Genomic DNA, 16,667 nt, shown 5'->3' with positions numbered 1-16,667 from the left:
TTTATCGCAGACGAGTTATCGCGATCGATATCGACCGATAAATTCACCGGCACTGCATGCCGCTAAAAGCTTTAAATATTGTGTGGCGGATTTACTTGTCATCAATCGATCGGTATAAATCGTCCGCTATCTCAAATCGGGCCTGCGATTTGTCCTATGCTTAAACGCAGCGCCCGCTGACAGGATAGGTCGTCCGTTCCCGGCTAACTTTTTGCCCTCAATGGAGTGCTTGCCATGCTGAAGAAGCTTTTAATGCTTTGCGTCGCTGTGGCTTTGTCGCTGTCGGCCGGATTTGCCGCGGCCGTGGAAGTGAATACCGCCGATCAGGCCGCGCTCGAATCGGTCAAGGGCATCGGCCCCGTGCATGCGAAAGCGATTCTCGACGAACGCGCCAAAAACGGCCCGTTCAAGAACGCCGACGATCTCGCCGCGCGTGTGAAGGGCATCGGCCAGAAATCGGTCGAGAACCTCGAAGCGGCCGGACTGACGATCAACGGCTCGTCGGCACCGCCGACCGGCGCGAAGACGTCCACCAGGCCGGCCACGAAGACCACACCGGCGGCTCCCGCGGCAACCACCGCCGCCACGACGGCAGCGCCGGTCGCGGCTGCCCCCGCCTCGGCCGCGAAGCCGTCGAAGTCGAAGAAGAAGGACAAGGCCGCAGCATCCGAAGCGGCAGCCGCTTCGGCTCCGGCCGTCGCAGCCAGCGCACCGGCCGACGCGTCCGGCACCAAGGCTTCGAAGAAGAAAGCGAAGAAGAGCAAGGCGGCATCCGCCCCAGCTGCGTCCGGCGCATGATGCCGGCGGGGCTGCCGCCCTGCGTTTCACCGCGACGCGCAACCGCGCGTCGACGTCACCCGCCCGGCCGTCATACGCGCCGGCATTGAAGAGAGACCGTCATGAGCCTACTCGACACCATCGGTTCCCTGCTTGGCAAATCGCCAGAAGGCGGCGGCCAGCAAGCGCTGATCGCCGCCGCGCTCGAATTCGTCAACAACCAGCCTGGTGGCCTGAACGGCCTGATCCAGCGCTTCCAGGAAAAGGGCCTCGGCGACGTCGTGTCGTCGTGGGTCGGCAATGGCGAAAACCAGCCGATCGCACCCGACGCGCTGCATAACGTGCTGGGCTCGGAAGCCGTGACCGGTCTCGCCGCCAAGGCCGGCGTCCAGCCGGATCAGGTGACGGGTCTGCTGTCGCAGATCCTGCCGCACGTCGTCAACGCGGCCACGCCGGAAGGCGAAGTGCCGGCCGATGGCAAGCTGAACGCGACCACGGTGCTCGGCGCGCTCGGCGGCCTGTCGGCGCTGCTCGGCAACAAGGGCAACACTTAAGCACGCTGTGCGCCATGCGCTGGCGGCTTGCAGAGACCTTCGCTCCACGGTGATGCCACCGGTTTGAAATCGGCGGGCAAAGGAAAACCGGCAACGAAGTCACCTTCGTTGCCGGTTTCTTAACGTTGGTGGGAACGACTCGCCTGCCGTCGTCCCTTCGCATCATCAAGCCATCGCCTTCAGTGCACGACGCGCTCGAACAGCAGCTTGCCGTCGTCCACTTCGACCGGAATTACATCCTTCGGACCGAACTTGCCGGCCAGAATCAGCTTCGCGATCGGGTTCTCGATCTCCTGCTGGATCGCGCGCTTCAGCGGCCGCGCACCGAACAGCGGGTCGTAGCCGACCTTGCCGATGTGCTCGAGCGCCGCGTCCGACACCACCAGCTGCATGTCGAGCTTCGCGAGCCGCTCGTGCAGACGCTGCAACTGGATCCGCGCGATCGACTGGATGTTCGAGCGATCGAGCGCATGGAACACGACGACGTCGTCGATCCGGTTCAGGAACTCGGGCCGGAAGTGCAGCTTCACCTCTTCCCACACGGCGTCCTTCACGGCTTCCTGCGGCTCGCCGACCATCGCCTGGATTACCTGCGAACCGAGGTTCGAGGTCATCACGATCACCGTGTTCTTGAAGTCGACGGTGCGGCCCTGGCCATCGGTCATGCGGCCGTCGTCGAGCACCTGCAGCAGCACGTTGAACACGTCCGGATGCGCCTTCTCGATTTCGTCGAGCAGGATCACGCTATACGGCTTGCGGCGCACGGCCTCGGTCAGATAACCGCCCTCCTCGTAGCCGACGTAACCCGGAGGCGCGCCGATCAGACGCGCGACGCTGTGCTTCTCCATGAACTCGCTCATGTCGATACGGATGAGATGCTCTTCCGAATCGAACAGGAACGACGCCAACGCCTTGCACAGCTCGGTCTTGCCGACGCCGGTCGGCCCGAGGAACAGGAACGAGCCATACGGACGGTTCGGGTCCGACAGACCCGCGCGCGAGCGGCGAATCGCATCGGCGACCGCGCTGATCGCCTCGTCCTGGCCGACCACGCGCTCATGCAGCTTCGACTCGATCTGCAGCAGCTTTTCGCGCTCGCCCTGCATCATGCGCGACACCGGAATGCCGGTGGCCCGCGACACGACCTCGGCGATTTCTTCCGCGCCGACCTGCGTGCGCAACAGACGCGGACGCTTCGGACTGTTCTGCTCCTCGGCCTCGGCGCGCGTGACTTCCTTCAGCTGCGCCTCGAGACCCGGCAGCTTGCCGTACTGCAACTCGGCCACCTTCTCGAGCTTGCCCTCACGCTGCAGACGCACGATTTCCGCACGCGTCTTCTCGATCTCTTCCTTCAGCTGCGCGCTGCCCTGCACCGCCGCTTTTTCCGCGGTCCAGATTTCATCGAGGTCCGAATATTCGCGGTTGAGCCGCTCGATTTCCTCTTCGATCAGTTGCAGACGCTTCTGCGACGCTTCGTCCTTCTCCTTCTTCACCGCTTCGCGTTCGATCTTCAGCTGGATCAGACGACGGTCGAGCCGATCCATCTCCTCCGGCTTCGAATCGATTTCCATCTTGATCTTCGACGCGGCTTCGTCGATCAGATCGATCGCCTTGTCGGGAAGGAAGCGGTCCGTGATGTAACGATGCGACAGCTCGGCGGCCGCGACGATCGCCGGGTCGGTGATGTCGACGCCGTGGTGCAGCTCATAGCGCTCCTGCAGACCGCGCAGGATCGCGATGGTCGCCTCGACCGACGGCTCGTCCACCAGTACCTTCTGAAAACGGCGCTCGAGCGCGGCATCCTTTTCGATGTACTTGCGGTATTCGTCGAGCGTGGTCGCGCCGACGCAATGCAGCTCGCCGCGCGAGAGCGCCGGCTTCAGCATGTTGCCCGCGTCCATCGCGCCTTCGGCCTTGCCGGCGCCGACCATCGTGTGAATCTCGTCGATGAAGACGATGGTTTGCCCTTCGTCCTTCGCGATGTCGTTGAGCACCGCCTTCAGGCGCTCCTCGAACTCGCCGCGATACTTGGCGCCCGCGAGCAGCGCGGCCATGTCGAGCGACAGTACGCGCTTGTTCTTCAGCGTTTCCGGCACTTCGCCGTTGACGATGCGCTGCGCGAGCCCCTCGACGATCGCGGTCTTGCCGACGCCCGGCTCGCCGATCAGCACCGGGTTGTTCTTGGTGCGGCGCTGCAGGATCTGAATGGAACGGCGGATTTCGTCGTCGCGGCCGATCACGGGATCGAGCTTGCCTGCGCGCGCGCGCTCGGTCAGGTCGATCGTGTATTTCTTCAGCGCTTCGCGCTGGCTTTCGGCGTCCTGGCTATGCACCTGCGAGCCGCCGCGCACCGCGGCGATCGCGGTTTCGAGCGCCTTGCGCGACAACCCATGCTCGCGCGCGAGACGGCCGGCCTCGCCTTTGTCGTCGGCGACCGCGAGCAGGAACATTTCGCTCGCGACGAACGTGTCGTTGAGCTTCTGCGCTTCCTTGTCGGCCTGGTTCAACAGACCGGTCAGTTCGCGGCCGATCTGCACGTTGCCATCGGTGCCTTGCACTTGGGGCAGCCGCGTGACCGCGTCGTTCAGTGCGGTTTGTAGAGGTTGTACATGCACGCCGGCGCGCGACAGCAGCGAGCGAGCGGAGCCGTCCTGCTGCGCGACGAGTGCCGCGAGCACGTGGACGGGTTCGATGTACTGATTGTCGTGGCCAACCGCCAGACTCTGGGCGTCCGCGAGCGCTTCCTGGAATTTAGTGGTGAGTTTGTCGATTCTCATCAAGAGACCTCCAATTTCGATTACCACCAAAATGAGGCGTTTTATTAGGGTTTCAAGCGCTTTTTTGGCCTCGGTCGCAACTATTTAACATTTGAGCGCAAGAACTGCCGCGATCCTTCCCCAGTGGCGCGGCCGGGCGGGTTTGCGCACCCGGGAGCCGGCCGGATGTTCTAGTTCTTGTGGCCCAGCGTCGCCGGACTGCCGCCGCGCGTGCTATCCGATACCACCGTAATCGGCAGCGGCACCATCTGAATCGTGGAGCCTAACCCGAGCAACGCCGCGAGCGGACTTTTCGGTTGCGCGACTTCGCCGATCGTAAAACGATCGAGCTCGGCGAGAAAAGCGAGGTTCGCCGCCTGTAACGCGCCACGCAGCCGGCACTGCGTCGTGATGACGCAAGGCCGCTGTTGGCCCTGCCGGTCCGGCAGACAGCCGACCAGCGCAAAGTCGCTTTCCGTGACCCGCACCACGTCGCCGACGGTCAGCGACAGCGATTGCGCGCCGAGCCGCACGCCGCCGTTGCGGCCGCGCACGGTTTCGACCCAGCCGAGCTCGCCCAGCTGCTGCACGACCTTCATCAGATGGTTCTTCGAGATGCCGTAGGCTTGCGAAATGTCCTGAATCGTCGATAATCCGTCGCCCCGCACCGCGAGGTACAGCAGCACGCGCAGCGCGTAATCCGTATAGTCGGTAAGTCTCATAGGTCCCGGTATAGCTTGAAAGGCTGCGAGCAAGTGCCTTGAACGTCCCGATAACCGCGTCGACGCAAGAGTTGCCGGGAACGAGCGCTACGCCCTAACATGACTGGCGGGCATGACTGGCTGGCGGGCGACGTTCCGCGAATCGCGTTGCAAAACTGTTTCGGATAGCAATAGTAGCTTTTTCCGCATCAACCGTTTGTTAGAAAAACGGGGGGTTCAAGGTTCAGCTCAGCCGTCATCGGCAACCGCAATTTTCTGGAATCCGCATGAATCCGTCTTTCCCCGCCGCGCCGCCGGTCGAACGCGCGGCCGAACCCACCGACGCCAATATCGGCGACCTCGTCTATGGCTTTTACGATCGCGTGCGTGCCGACCCGCTGCTCGGTCCGGTCTTCGACGCGAAGCTCGCGGGCCGCTGGGACGACCATCTGCCGAAGATGTGCACATTCTGGAGCAGCCTCGCGCTCGGCGCGAAGCAGTATCGCGGCAACGTGCAGCAGGCGCATCAGCCGCTCAAAGGCATCGAGCCGCAGCATTTCAGCCGCTGGCTGTATCTGTTCCTCGATACGGTCGAATCGCGCTATCAGCCTGCCGCGGCGGTCCGTTTCATGGAGCCGGCGCTGCGGATCGCGCAGAGTCTGCAGCTGAGCCGTTTCGGCTGGGATTACAAGATCCCGCCAGAGCAGCAGGCGCTGCTCGAGCGGGTGGCGCCAAAGCGTCGGCCGCGAGATGGCGACGTTGACGACGATGGTGAGCATCCGTCGCGGCCGGCTGGGGAGCCGTTCCCGGTGCCGATCATCGGACGCTCGCGGGACGAGTGAACGTCGGCCGGCGCCGACGCCCCTCACACAAAGACGCCGCGTGCGCCGTCGCAACTCCGCGGCCCGCGACTCGTTTACTCCGGAGTCCGATTTCCCGAATCCATTCCCCAGCGCGCGAGCGCGGCATCGTCGGTCACGCGCGCGTCGACCCAGCGCTCGCCCGCGTCGGTTTTCTCCTTCTTCCAGAATGGCGCTTTGGTCTTCAGATAGTCCATCACGAATTCACACGACGCAAACGCGTCGCCGCGATGCGCGGCCGTCGTCGCAACGAGCACGATCTGATCGAGCGGATACAGCTTGCCGACGCGATGCACGATCAGCACCTCGATGCCCGGCCAGCGTTCGCGCGCACGCTCGACGATCGCCTCGAGCGACTTCTCCGTCATGCCCGGATAATGCTCGAGCTCCATCGTCTCGACCGCGCTGCCCTCGTTGAGATCGCGCACGGTGCCGACGAAGCACGCGAGCGCGCCGATCCTCGGATTGCGCGCGCGCAGCGCGGCCACCTCGGCGCTGAGGTCGAAGTCTTCGGTCTGGACGCGAACGGGCATGGACGGCTCCTGAGGGCTTTTGTCGCTGGCGTGAACGTGATGCGCGAGAGCGCGGCTCAGCCGCCGGTGACGGGCGGAAAGAACGCGACCTCGCAGCCCTCGGTGATGCGGGTGCTCGCGCCGGTCATCACGTGGTTGCAGGCCATGCGCAGCGCGCGGCCTTCGGCGAGCGTCTCGGCCCAGATGCCGCCACGCACGCGCAGCCACGCGCGCACATCGCCGATGGTCGCGATGCCGTCGGGCACCTCGACGCTTTCGTCGGACGTATTGAGCGCTTCACGCACGCTCGCAAAATATCGGAGTTCAATCTTCATCGGGATACCGCCGGTCTACGCCGCGCATGCCGCGGACGACCGGCCTCAGTTCAGCAGTTCGGAAAACGGAATGAAGCGCACGGTTTCACCGGCGCTGATCGCGTGGTTCGGCGGATTGTCGATCAGACCGTCGCCCCACACGGTCGACGTCAACACGGCCGAACTCTGATTGGCAAACAGATCGAGCCCTCCCGCCACGTTGACGCGCGCGCGCAGGAACTCGTTGCGGCGATCGGCCTTGCCCTGCGTGAAGTCCGCGCGCAGCGACAGCGCGCGCGGCGCGACCGCCTGCACGCCGGCCAGCCGCAGTACGAACGGACGCACGAACAGCAGGAACGTCACGAAGCTCGACACCGGATTGCCGGGCAGGCCGATGAAAAACGTTTCGGCCGGCTCGCTCCCATTTGCACCACCCGCACCACCCGCACCACGCCGCACCGCGCCGAACGCGAGCGGCTTGCCCGGCTTCATGGCGATCTGCCACATCGACAGACGCCCTTCGGCCTCCACCGCCGGCTTCACGTGATCCTCCTCGCCGACCGACACGCCGCCGCAGGTGAGAATCAGATCGTGCGCCTCGGCCGCTTCTCGCAGCGTCGCGCGGGTCGCGTCGAGTTGATCGGCGACGATGCCATAGTCGGTCACGTCGCAGCCGAGCTTCTCGAGCAGGCCACGCAGCGTGAAGCGATTCGAGTTGTAGATCGCGCCGGGCTTCAGCGGCTCGCCGGGCATCGTCAGTTCGTCGCCGGTGAAGAATACGGCGACTTTCACGCGCCGGCGCACCTCGAGCCGCGCGCATCCGACCGACGCGGCAAGTCCCAACGCCTGCGGCGTGAGCCGCGTGCCGGCCGGCAGGATCACCGAGTCCGCGCGAATATCGGCGCCCTGTGCGGTGATCCACTCGCCCGCTTGCGGACGATGCACGATCGTCACCTCGTCGCCAGCCACCTCGGTCTGCTCCTGCATCACGACCGCGTCCGCGCCGGCGGGCACCGTCGCGCCGGTGAAGATGCGTGCCGCACTGTTGGGCGCGAGCGGCGTCGGTGCATGGCCGGCCGGAATCCGTTGCGAGACCGGCAGGCGGCTGCCGTGCGCGAGATCGGCGATGCGGACCGCGTAGCCGTCCATCGCGCTCGTGTTCATCGGCGGCACGTCGAGCGGCGACGTGACGTCGGTGGCGAGCACGCGATTCAGCGCGTCGAGCGTCGGCAGCGTTTCGATACCGTCGAGCGCGCGCGCGGCGTCGAGCAGGATCGCCAGCGCATCGGCAGTGGCGAGCATCGGGGCGCGGGGCGTGGGTGTGGACATCTGGAGGGTGGAAGCCGCAGGTTAAAAGAACATTGTAGCGGCCGATGCCGTTAGCCTGGGCGGCCGGGCGTCATGGGGAGCTTTTGGTGTTTTTCGATGCGTGGCCGCGGAGGGTGCGGCCAGCGTTTTCTCGTAGTGCGGGCGTGAGCGTCGATCAACGTGAAGCGACGCGGCATCCCGCGTGAGCCGTAAAACGGCTCACGCGGCCCGCTCGCCCTTATTCGCCGGTATTCGCGACGATGAAGTCCTTCACCCGCTGCGCATCCGCGGGCACGACCTCGAAGCGCTGCGGCAGCGACTCGAGCCCCGAGAACGCCGCCGGGCGCTCCGGCTCGCGCAGCAGCGCCTCGCGGATCGTCTCGCCGAACTTGATCGGCTGCGCGGTCTCGAGCACGATCATCGGAATGCCGGGCTGCAGATGCTCGCGCGCGACCTTCACGCCGTCGGCCGTGTGCGTGTCGATCATCGTGTCGTAACGCTGGAACACGTCGCGGATCGTGTCGACGCGGGTGTCGTGGCTGCTGCTGCCCGACACGAAACCGAACTCCCTTACGCGCGCGAAGTCGCCACTTGCCGCGAGATCGAAACCGCCCTTCTCCTCGACGTCGCGGAACAGTTGCAGCACGCGCGCCGGATCGCGGCCGAGCAGGTCGTACACGAAGCGCTCGAAGTTCGATGCCTTCGAGATGTCCATGCTCGGGCTGCTCGTGTGATACGTCTCGGCCGCCTTGCGTACGCGGTAAATACCAGTGCGGAAGAACTCGTCGAGCACGTCGTTCTCGTTGGTCGCGACGACGAGCTTCTCGATCGGCAGACCCATCATGCGCGCGATATGACCCGCGCACACGTTGCCGAAGTTGCCCGACGGCACCGTGAACGACACGCGCTCGGCGTTCGACTTCGTCGCGGCAAAGTAGCCCTTGAAGTAATAGACGACCTGCGCGACGACACGCGCCCAGTTGATCGAATTGACCGTGCCGATCTTGTACTTCGCCTTGAACGCGTGATCGTTCGACACCGCCTTCACGATGTCCTGCGCGTCGTCGAACACGCCTTGCACCGCGAGGTTGAAGATGTTCGGGTCTTGCAGGCTGTACATCTGCGCGGTCTGGAACGCGCTCATCTTTTTGTGCGGCGACAGCATGAACACGCGGATGCCGTTCTTGCCGCGCATCGCGTATTCAGCGGCGCTGCCGGTGTCGCCCGACGTCGCGCCGAGAATGTTCAGCGATTCGCCATGCTTCGCGAGCGCGTACTCGAACAGGTTGCCGATCAGTTGCATTGCCATGTCCTTGAACGCGAGCGTCGGACCGTTCGACAGTTCGAGCAGCGACAGCGGCGCGCCGTCTTCGACGCCGAGCGTCTTCAGCGGCGTGATCTGCGCGGCGCTTTCGTCGTCGCGCACGTTGCAGTAGGTCGCCGCCGTATAGGTCTTGCGCGTCAGCGCGCGCAGATCGTCGGCGGGAATGTCGTCGCAGAACTTCGACAGGATCTCGAAGGCGAGATCCGCGTACGGCAGCGTGCGCCAGCGCGTGAGTTCGTCCGCGGTGACCCGCGGATAGTCGGCCGGCAGATACAGGCCGCCGTCTTTCGCGAGACCGCCGAGCAGGATCTCGGAGAAGGTATGGCGCTCGCCGGCTCCAGCGCCGCGCGTGGAGAGGTAGTTCATAGTTCGGCCTAGTTCAGCGCTTCCATGCGCAGCTTCGTGACTTGCGAGACGACGGTCTCGAGCGCCTCGATCGATCTGATCGCGGCATTGACCTGCTTTTCGACCGTCTCGTGCGTGATCAGCAGGATGTCGGTTTCGCCCTTGCCGTTCGCGTCGACGAGCTCCGATTCCTTTTGCAGCAGCGCGTCGATCGAAATGCCGGTGTCCGCCAGAATGCGCGTGATGTCGGCGAGCACGCCGGTCACGTCGGCGACGCGCAGGCGCAGGTAGTAGCCGCTCGTGACTTCTTCGATCGGCAGGATCGGGGTGTTCGACAGGCTGTCCGGCTGGAATGCCAGATGCGGCACGCGGTGCTCGGGGTCGGCCGTGTGCAGACGCGTCACGTCGACGAGATCGGCGACCACGGCGGAAGCCGTCGGCTCGGCGCCCGCGCCCTTGCCGTAGTACAGCGTCGTGCCGACCGCGTCGCCATGCACGACGACCGCGTTCATCGCGCCTTCCACATTCGCGAGCAGGCGCTTTTCCGGAATCAACGTGGGGTGCACGCGCAGCTCGATGCCCTTGTCGGTGCGTCGCGTGATGCCGAGCAGCTTGATGCGGTAGCCGAGCTCCTCGGCGTATCTGATGTCGATCGCGGCGAGCTTGCTGATGCCTTCGACGTACGCGCGGTCGAACTGCACCGGCACGCCGAACGCGATCGCGCTCATGATCGTCGCTTTGTGCGCCGCGTCGACGCCCTCGATGTCGAAGGTCGGGTCGGCTTCCGCGTAGCCGAGCTCCTGCGCGGCCTTCAGCGCGGTCGCGAAATCGAGCCCACGGTCACGCATCTCCGACAGGATGTAGTTCGTCGTGCCGTTGATGATGCCCGCGATGTACTGGATGCGGTTCGCCGTCAGCCCTTCGCGCAGTGCCTTGATGATCGGAATGCCACCCGCCACCGCCGCCTCGAACGCGACCATCACGCCGTTCGCGCGCGCCGCTTGGAAAATCTCCGTGCCGTGCACCGCGAGCAGCGCCTTGTTGGCGGTGACCACGTGCTTGCCGTTGTTGATCGCGCGCAGCACGAGGTCGCGCGCGATGCCGGTGCCGCCGATCATTTCCGCGACGATCGCGATCGAAGGATCGTCGACGACCGCGTTGAAGTCATCGGTCAGCGCCACGCTGCCGGCTTCGCCGCCGAGCGCCGCGGTCGCCTTGGCCGGGTTGCGCACGGCAATGCGCGCAATCTCGATGCCGCGACCCGCGCGACGTTTGATTTCTTCCTGATTGCGGCGCAGTACCGTGAAGGTCCCGCTGCCTACCGTGCCGAAGCCCAGCAGTCCAACTTTGATCGGTTCCATGCAGCGTGTGTTTCTAGTAGAGGTTTGAAAAGGGTGTCGGGGGTGGCACGAGCGGCGCGCCTCATTTGACACATCAGGCGCCACATCGTACGCGACCCCGGCTCAGGCTGTGTGACGTTTGCGGTAGCCGTCGAGGAAGCGCGCGATCCGGTTGATCGAATCCGCGAGGTCGTCGACGTTCGGCAGGAACACGACACGGAAGTGATCCGGCGTCTTCCAGTTGAAGCCAGTGCCCTGCACGAGCAGCACGCGCTCTTCGAGCAGCAGGTCGAGGATGAACTGCTGGTCGTTCTGGATCGGATACACCTTCGGGTCGAGGCGCGGGAACATGTACAGCGCCGCCTCGGGCTTCACGCAGCTCACGCCGGGGATCGCCGTCAGCATGTCGTAGGCGAGCTCGCGCTGCTTGTACAGGCGCCCGCCCGGCACGATCAGGTCGTTGATGCTCTGATAGCCGCCGAGCGCGGTCTGGATCGCGTACTGGCCGGGCACGTTCGGACACAGCCGCATCGACGCGAGAATGCCGAGCCCCTCCAGATAGTCTTTCGCGAGCCGGCGATTCTCGCCGGTCAGGCCCGAAATGGCCATCCAGCCGGCGCGATAGCCGCACGAGCGGTAGCTCTTCGAGAGGCTGTTGAACGTGACGGTCAGCACGTCTTCGGACAGCGACGCCATCGACGTGTGCGTCTTGCCGTCGTAGACGATCTTGTCGTACACCTCGTCGGCGAAGATCACGAGGCCGTGCTGGCGCGCGATCTCGATCAGGCCGAGCAGCAGTTCGTCCGAGTACAGCGCGCCGGTCGGGTTGTTCGGGTTGATCACGACCAGCGCGCGCGTGTTCGGCGTGATTTTCGCGCGGATGTCATCGAGGTCGGGCATCCAGCTATTCGACTCGTCGCAGATGTAGTGCACCGGCGTGCCGCCCGCGAGGCTCACGCCGGCGGTCCACAGCGGGTAATCGGGCGCGGGCAGCAGCACTTCGTCGCCGTCGTTGACGAGGCCCTGGAGCGCCATCACGATCAGCTCGGACGCGCCGTTGCCGATGTAGACGTCGTCCAGTTCCACGCCGTGCACGCCCTTTTGCTGCGTGTAGTGCATGATCGCCTTGCGCGCGGCGAACACGCCCTTCGAGTCGGAGTAGCCCGACGAGCTGGGCAGGTTCAGGATCATGTCCTGAATGATCTCGTCCGGCGCCTCGAAGCCGAACGGTGCCAGATTGCCGATGTTCAGCTTGATGATGCGGTGACCCTCTTCTTCGAGCCGCTTCGCATGTTCGAGGACGGGCCCGCGAATGTCGTAGCAGACATTCAACAACTTGTTGGATTTGAGAATCGGTTTCACGGCGGGCACTTCATCCTGGTTGATGGCTGGGGCAAACCTTGGGCAAACGGGGCCTGGCTGACGACGCCGGGCCGCTCGGATTCACCGCTACGGGGAATTCGGACGCGGGCGGCGCCGGCGACGGCGGCCAGTCGCGAAATGGGGTCGAACTGTCGAGCGGCCGCGGCTTTCCGGGTTCCCGGCGTGAAAAAAACGCAGCGAAAGCGGGCGATGCCAACCCAGGTAGCCGGTGGGCCACGCCGATGCGCACAGCGCGGCTTGTGGCGGCACTTGAGCGAGGGGCGCCGCAAGGCGGCTAAAAAGTTATAATTTAGCGGATTTTGGCCGACTTCCGCAATGCACCACCCGCATCGGCAAGCCTTTTCGGCCTTCTCGTGTGTCACACGCGTCGAACCGCGCGGCCTGTGCGACGTGCAGCCAGGCCGGCAACACGCATGACGTCTCACGACGACTTCGGAAAACCAATTTGAAATTACATCAGGATTCCAGCGGCGCGCTCAATACCGTTACCGGCTATGGCGCCGACTACGTCGAAATCAATCTGGTGCGTCACGCGGGCAGTATTCTCGTGCTGCCGGACGCGCCGGTCATTCCCTGGCCCGTCTCGTCGTTCGAGCAGTTGAGCGCCGAGCATTTCGCGATGCTGGTCGACGCCGCGCCCGAAGTGGTCGTGTTCGGCAGCGGCGAGCGGCTGCGCTTTCCGCACCCGCGCCTGACCGCCGCGCTGACCGCGAAACGCATCGGCGTAGAAACGATGGACTTCAAGGCAGCCTGCCGCACCTACAACATTCTGATGGCCGAGGGCCGCAAGGTCGCGGCCGCGTTGCTGATCGAGGCCTGAGCGTGCCCGGCGCCGGCGCACCCGGCCGGCCCGTTTCTGGCCCCCCGCGGCGCGCCCGTGCGCGCGCCGTCGATAACAAGAAGGGTTGATATTTCATGAACGATACGCCGTCGAGGCTACCGCTCAATCGCACCGCGATCCTGTTGCTGGTGCTGGTTCTCGCCGTGATCTGGTTCGTGCCGCTCGGCTGGCGCCATCTGCTGCCGAGCGATGAAGGCCGCTACGCCGAAATGGCGCGCGAAATGTTCCTGACCGGCGACTGGATCACGCCGCGCTATAACGCCTACAAGTACTTCGAGAAGCCGCCGCTGCAAACCTGGGCGAACGCGCTGACGTTCGCGTGGTTCGGCATCGGCGAATGGCAGGCGCGTCTCTACACCGCGCTGACGGGCTTCGCCGGCGTGCTGCTGATCGGCTTTACCGGCGCCCGCGTGTTCAACGCGGCGACTGGCGTGTTCGCGGCACTCGTGCTCGCCTGTTCGCCGTACTGGAACCTGATGGGCCACTTCAATACGCTCGACATGGGCCTGTCGCTCTGGATGGCGCTCACGCTGTGCGCGCTGCTGCTCGCCCAGCGCCCGAACCTGCGGCCCTCATGCGTGCGCGGCTGGATGTGGGTGTGCTGGGCGTCGATGGCGCTGGCGGTGCTCTCCAAGGGCCTGGTCGGGCTGATCCTGCCGGGCGCGGTGCTGGTGCTCTACACGCTGATCGCGCGCGATTGGGCGATGTGGAAGCGTCTGCATCTGGTGAGCGGGCTGATCGTTTTTTTCGCGATCGTGACGCCGTGGTTCGTCCTCGTGCAGCAGCGCAATCCGGAATTCCTGAACTTCTTCTTCGTCGTTCAGCAGTTCAAGCGCTATCTGACGCCCGAGCAGAATCGCCCCGGCGCGTTCTACTACTTCGTGCCAGTACTGCTGGTGGGCTTCCTGCCGTGGCTGTCGGTAACCGTGCAAAGCGTGCGCCACGCGTGGCGCCAGCCGCGTCAGCCGAACGGCTTCGCGCCGGTCACGCTGATGCTCACGTGGATCGTCTTCATTTTCCTGTTCTTCAGCGCGTCGCACTCGAAGCTGCTGTCCTACACGCTGCCGATCGCGCCGCCGATCGCGATGCTGATCGGCATGTATCTGCCGCTCGTCACGCGCGAGCAGCTGCGCCGGCATCTGGCGGGCTACGCGCTGTTTTTCGTGGTCGCCGCGTTCGCGGCGCTGTTCCTGCCGCGCTTCGGCACTGCGCGCAATCCAGCCGAGCTGTATGCCGAATACCGCGTGTGGGTGCTCGCCGCGCTAGCCGTCGCGTTCGTGCTCACGCTGTTCGCGCTGTGGCTGAACCGCCGCGGCCAGGGCGGCGTGGGCGCCAACGCGCGAGTCGGTCTCGGCAGCCTCGCCGCGTTCGGCGCGGGCTGGCTGCTGCTCGGCACCATCGCGGGCACCGGCCACGACGTGTTCGGGCGCCTGAGTTCCGGCGCGCCGCTCGCGCCCGCGATCAAGGCCGAGCTCGCGAAGCTGCCGCCCGACACGCCGTTCTACTCGGTCGGCGTGCTCGACCACACGCTGCCGTTCTACATCGGCCACACGATGATCATGGTCGCGCACCCGGACGAGCTCGCATTCGGCGTGTCCGTCGAGCCGCAAAAATGGGTGCCGACGGTCGACGCGTGGATCGAGCGCTGGAAGGCCGATCGCTACGCGCTCGCGCTGATCCCGCCGCCGACCTACGACCGCCTCGTGAAGCAAGGCGTGCCGATGCAGGTGATCGCGCGCGATCCGCGCCGCGTGGTGGTGATGAAGCCGCTCGCCGACGCGGCTGCCGCCGCCGCCCCGGCCGCAGCGGCGGCAGCAGCACCCGCTGCCCCCGCTAACGCCGCCTCGGCAGTCGTGGAAGTGAGGCCCGCGGCATCGGCCACGCCGGCCCCCGTCTCCACGCCCGCGGCAAAGCCCTAACCCTTTCGAGAACCAGACCGTTCGATGAACCCGATTTCCCTGTTCTGCATCCTGGCCGGCGTCACGCTGAATGCCGGCGCGCAGCTGCTGCTCAAGGCCGGCACGAATGCCGTTGGACACTTCGAATTCACCCGTGCGAACATCCTGCCCATCGGCTTCAAGCTGGCAACCCAGCCGCCGATCATCGGCGGACTCGCCTGCTACGTGATCAGCGTGGCGGTGTGGATCATCGGGCTCTCGCGCGTGGACGTGTCGATCGCCTATCCGATGCTGTCACTGGGCTACGTCGTCAACGCGATCGCCGCGTGGTACCTGTTCGGCGAAGTGATGTCGGTGCAGAAGCTGGTCGGCATCGGCATCATTCTCGTCGGCGTGGTCGTGCTCGCGCGCAGCTAGGCGCGGCGCCCCGCCCCGCGTGGGAACCGGCGCGGCACACGCGCCGCCTAAGCGTGACGTAAGGTAGGCCGCGGTAAGCTGAGCGGTTGCGTTTTTTAAGCCGCGGCCTTGGGTTTGCGGGTAGTTTGTGGTTTACTTCGCGCCCGTCGGGCCGCGCCCCTTTCAATCGAGCGATGCATTCATGAGCCAGTCACAAGTCCCGTTTTTGCCGTTTGTCAAACCCGAGATCGACGAGGAAACGATCCAGGGCGTCGCCGACGTGCTGCGTTCCGGCTGGATCACCACCGGCCCGCAGAACCAGAAGTTCGAGGCCGCGCTGTCCGAGTTCTGCGGCGGCCGCCCGGTGCGCACCTTCAATTCCGGTACCGCGACGCTCGAAATCGGCCTGCGCATCGCCGGCGTCGGTCCCGGCGACGAAGTGATCACGACGCCGGCCACCTGGGTGTCGACCTGCAACGTGATCCTCGAAACCGGCGCGACGCCAGTGTTCGCCGACATCGACCCGATCACGCGCAACATCGATCTCGACCTGCTCGAAAAAGCGATCACGCCGCGCACCAAGGCGTTGCTGCCGGTGTTCCTGTCGGGCCTGCCGGTCGACATGGACCGTCTGTACGGGATCGCCCGCGCGCACGAGCTGCGCGTGATCGAAGACGCCGCGCAGGCATTCGGCTCCACCTGGAACGGCGAGCGCATCGGCAAGCTCGGCGACATCGTGTCGTTCAGCTTCCACGCGAACAAGAACCTGACCTCGGTCGAAGGCGGCGCGCTGGTGCTGAACAACGAGGAAGAAGCGGTGCTCGCGCAGAAGTACCGGCTGCAGGGCATCACGCGCACCGGCTTCGACGGCATGGACTGCGACGTGCTCGGCGGCAAGTACAACCTGACCGACGTCGCCGCGCGTGTCGGCCTCGGCCAGCTGCCGCATCTCGAGCGCTTCATCGCGCAGCGCAAGAAGCTCGTGCGCGCGTACTTCGCGCAACTCGAAGGCGGCGCGGCCGTTCAGCTCGGCGTCGGCCTGCCGCCCGCGGACTTCGAAAACAGCAACTGGCACATGTTCCAGATCACGCTGCCGCTCGAAAAACTGTCGATCGACCGCGCCGGCTTCATGGGCGAGCTGAAGGAGCGCGGCATCGGCTCGGGCGTGCACTACCCGGCGCTGCACCTGTTTTCCCTGTACCGCGCGCGCGGCTTCAGGGAAGGCATGTTCCCGCACGCGGAGCGCTTCGGCGCCACCACCGTCACGCTGCCACTCTTCACGCTGATGAACGAAGGCGACGTCGAGCGCGTGTGCCGCGCGGTCAACGAAATTTGCGAACACTACGGAAAATAAGCGG

Annotated in this window: 15 protein-coding genes; 7 read left to right on the top strand and 8 right to left on the bottom strand. The window is 65.2% G+C overall.

What is annotated here, in order from left to right:
• Positions 1 to 234 precede the first annotated feature (234 nt).
• Both OKW29_RS24400 and OKW29_RS24395 read left to right on the top strand, forming a co-directional pair.
• The gene (locus OKW29_RS24400) at positions 235 to 798 is read left to right on the top strand and encodes a ComEA family DNA-binding protein (protein ID WP_429292921.1); all 564 of its coding nucleotides are present in this window, start codon (positions 235 to 237) and stop codon (positions 796 to 798) included.
• Positions 799 to 899: 101 nt separating this feature from the next.
• Positions 900 to 1,331: a YidB family protein gene (locus tag OKW29_RS24395; RefSeq protein WP_429292920.1), complete on the top strand. Its 432-nt coding sequence runs from the start codon at positions 900 to 902 to the stop codon at positions 1,329 to 1,331.
• 179 nt (positions 1,332 to 1,510) lie between these two features.
• Here the strand turns inward: OKW29_RS24395 and clpB are convergent, their stop codons facing one another.
• Positions 1,511 to 4,108 (bottom strand): ATP-dependent chaperone ClpB, encoded by a 2,598-nt coding sequence (gene clpB / locus OKW29_RS24390; protein WP_090804607.1) that lies wholly within the window; start codon positions 4,106 to 4,108, stop codon positions 1,511 to 1,513.
• A gap of 170 nt (positions 4,109 to 4,278) precedes the next feature.
• Positions 4,279 to 4,809 carry an Rrf2 family transcriptional regulator gene (locus OKW29_RS24385; protein ID WP_429292919.1) on the bottom strand — a complete coding sequence of 177 codons (531 nt, stop codon included), beginning with the start codon at positions 4,807 to 4,809 and terminating at the stop codon, positions 4,279 to 4,281.
• Between the two features lie 266 nt (positions 4,810 to 5,075).
• Here OKW29_RS24385 and OKW29_RS24380 point away from each other — a divergent pair, with 266 nt between their 5' ends.
• Positions 5,076 to 5,630 (top strand): group III truncated hemoglobin, encoded by a 555-nt coding sequence (locus tag OKW29_RS24380; protein ID WP_429292918.1) that lies wholly within the window; start codon positions 5,076 to 5,078, stop codon positions 5,628 to 5,630.
• Between the two features lie 74 nt (positions 5,631 to 5,704).
• Here OKW29_RS24380 and OKW29_RS24375 read toward each other — a convergent pair whose 3' ends face one another.
• The 6 genes from OKW29_RS24375 to OKW29_RS24350 form a co-directional block, all read right to left on the bottom strand.
• On the bottom strand, positions 5,705 to 6,181 hold the full coding sequence (locus OKW29_RS24375) for a molybdenum cofactor biosynthesis protein MoaE (RefSeq protein WP_429292917.1): 477 nt from the start codon (positions 6,179 to 6,181) through the stop codon (positions 5,705 to 5,707).
• Between the two features lie 56 nt (positions 6,182 to 6,237).
• On the bottom strand, positions 6,238 to 6,495 hold the full coding sequence (gene moaD / locus OKW29_RS24370; protein WP_429292916.1) for a molybdopterin converting factor subunit 1: 258 nt from the start codon (positions 6,493 to 6,495) through the stop codon (positions 6,238 to 6,240).
• A gap of 45 nt (positions 6,496 to 6,540) precedes the next feature.
• Positions 6,541 to 7,776 (bottom strand): molybdopterin molybdotransferase MoeA, encoded by a 1,236-nt coding sequence (locus tag OKW29_RS24365; RefSeq protein WP_429292915.1) that lies wholly within the window; start codon positions 7,774 to 7,776, stop codon positions 6,541 to 6,543.
• Between the two features lie 244 nt (positions 7,777 to 8,020).
• A complete protein-coding gene (gene thrC, locus OKW29_RS24360; RefSeq protein WP_429292914.1) occupies positions 8,021 to 9,472 on the bottom strand; it encodes a threonine synthase in 1,452 nt (483 codons plus the stop codon).
• Positions 9,473 to 9,480: 8 nt separating this feature from the next.
• Complete coding sequence (locus OKW29_RS24355; protein WP_429292913.1) at positions 9,481 to 10,812, bottom strand: homoserine dehydrogenase; 1,332 nt, start codon at positions 10,810 to 10,812, stop codon at positions 9,481 to 9,483.
• A 102-nt stretch (positions 10,813 to 10,914) separates the two neighbouring features.
• Complete coding sequence (locus tag OKW29_RS24350; protein WP_429292912.1) at positions 10,915 to 12,162, bottom strand: pyridoxal phosphate-dependent aminotransferase; 1,248 nt, start codon at positions 12,160 to 12,162, stop codon at positions 10,915 to 10,917.
• Between the two features lie 457 nt (positions 12,163 to 12,619).
• Here OKW29_RS24350 and OKW29_RS24345 point away from each other — a divergent pair, with 457 nt between their 5' ends.
• The 4 genes from OKW29_RS24345 to OKW29_RS24330 all read left to right on the top strand — a co-directional run bounded on the left by OKW29_RS24345 (position 12,620) and on the right by OKW29_RS24330 (position 16,663).
• On the top strand, positions 12,620 to 12,994 hold the full coding sequence (locus tag OKW29_RS24345) for an Mth938-like domain-containing protein (RefSeq protein WP_090804589.1): 375 nt from the start codon (positions 12,620 to 12,622) through the stop codon (positions 12,992 to 12,994).
• Between the two features lie 95 nt (positions 12,995 to 13,089).
• Positions 13,090 to 14,934 (top strand): glycosyltransferase family 39 protein, encoded by a 1,845-nt coding sequence (locus tag OKW29_RS24340; RefSeq protein WP_429292911.1) that lies wholly within the window; start codon positions 13,090 to 13,092, stop codon positions 14,932 to 14,934.
• Positions 14,935 to 14,958: 24 nt separating this feature from the next.
• The gene (locus tag OKW29_RS24335; RefSeq protein WP_013089326.1) at positions 14,959 to 15,330 is read left to right on the top strand and encodes an SMR family transporter; all 372 of its coding nucleotides are present in this window, start codon (positions 14,959 to 14,961) and stop codon (positions 15,328 to 15,330) included.
• Positions 15,331 to 15,511: 181 nt separating this feature from the next.
• The gene (locus OKW29_RS24330) at positions 15,512 to 16,663 is read left to right on the top strand and encodes a DegT/DnrJ/EryC1/StrS family aminotransferase (protein WP_429292910.1); all 1,152 of its coding nucleotides are present in this window, start codon (positions 15,512 to 15,514) and stop codon (positions 16,661 to 16,663) included.
• Positions 16,664 to 16,667: the final 4 nt, after the last annotated feature.

The organism is Paraburkholderia sp. CI3, assembly GCF_050436505.1.
GTDB lineage: Bacteria > Pseudomonadota > Gammaproteobacteria > Burkholderiales > Burkholderiaceae > Paraburkholderia > Paraburkholderia tuberum.
The sequence above is the reverse complement of the archived record's forward strand: the minus strand, read 5'-3'. Positions and strand labels throughout refer to the sequence as shown.

Coding starts and splice junctions, on each gene's coding strand:
- OKW29_RS24385 (WP_429292919.1), bottom strand. CDS start 4,809: ATGAGACTTACCGACTATACGGATTACGCGCTGCGCGTGCTGCTGTAC.
- OKW29_RS24330 (WP_429292910.1), top strand. CDS start 15,512: ATGAGCCAGTCACAAGTCCCGTTTTTGCCGTTTGTCAAACCCGAGATC.
- OKW29_RS24400 (WP_429292921.1), top strand. CDS start 235: ATGCTGAAGAAGCTTTTAATGCTTTGCGTCGCTGTGGCTTTGTCGCTG.
- moaD (WP_429292916.1), bottom strand. CDS start 6,495: ATGAAGATTGAACTCCGATATTTTGCGAGCGTGCGTGAAGCGCTCAAT.
- OKW29_RS24340 (WP_429292911.1), top strand. CDS start 13,090: ATGAACGATACGCCGTCGAGGCTACCGCTCAATCGCACCGCGATCCTG.
- OKW29_RS24395 (WP_429292920.1), top strand. CDS start 900: ATGAGCCTACTCGACACCATCGGTTCCCTGCTTGGCAAATCGCCAGAA.
- OKW29_RS24375 (WP_429292917.1), bottom strand. CDS start 6,181: ATGCCCGTTCGCGTCCAGACCGAAGACTTCGACCTCAGCGCCGAGGTG.
- OKW29_RS24355 (WP_429292913.1), bottom strand. CDS start 10,812: ATGGAACCGATCAAAGTTGGACTGCTGGGCTTCGGCACGGTAGGCAGC.
- clpB (WP_090804607.1), bottom strand. CDS start 4,108: ATGAGAATCGACAAACTCACCACTAAATTCCAGGAAGCGCTCGCGGAC.
- OKW29_RS24335 (WP_013089326.1), top strand. CDS start 14,959: ATGAACCCGATTTCCCTGTTCTGCATCCTGGCCGGCGTCACGCTGAAT.
- OKW29_RS24365 (WP_429292915.1), bottom strand. CDS start 7,776: ATGCTCGCCACTGCCGATGCGCTGGCGATCCTGCTCGACGCCGCGCGC.
- OKW29_RS24380 (WP_429292918.1), top strand. CDS start 5,076: ATGAATCCGTCTTTCCCCGCCGCGCCGCCGGTCGAACGCGCGGCCGAA.
- thrC (WP_429292914.1), bottom strand. CDS start 9,472: ATGAACTACCTCTCCACGCGCGGCGCTGGAGCCGGCGAGCGCCATACC.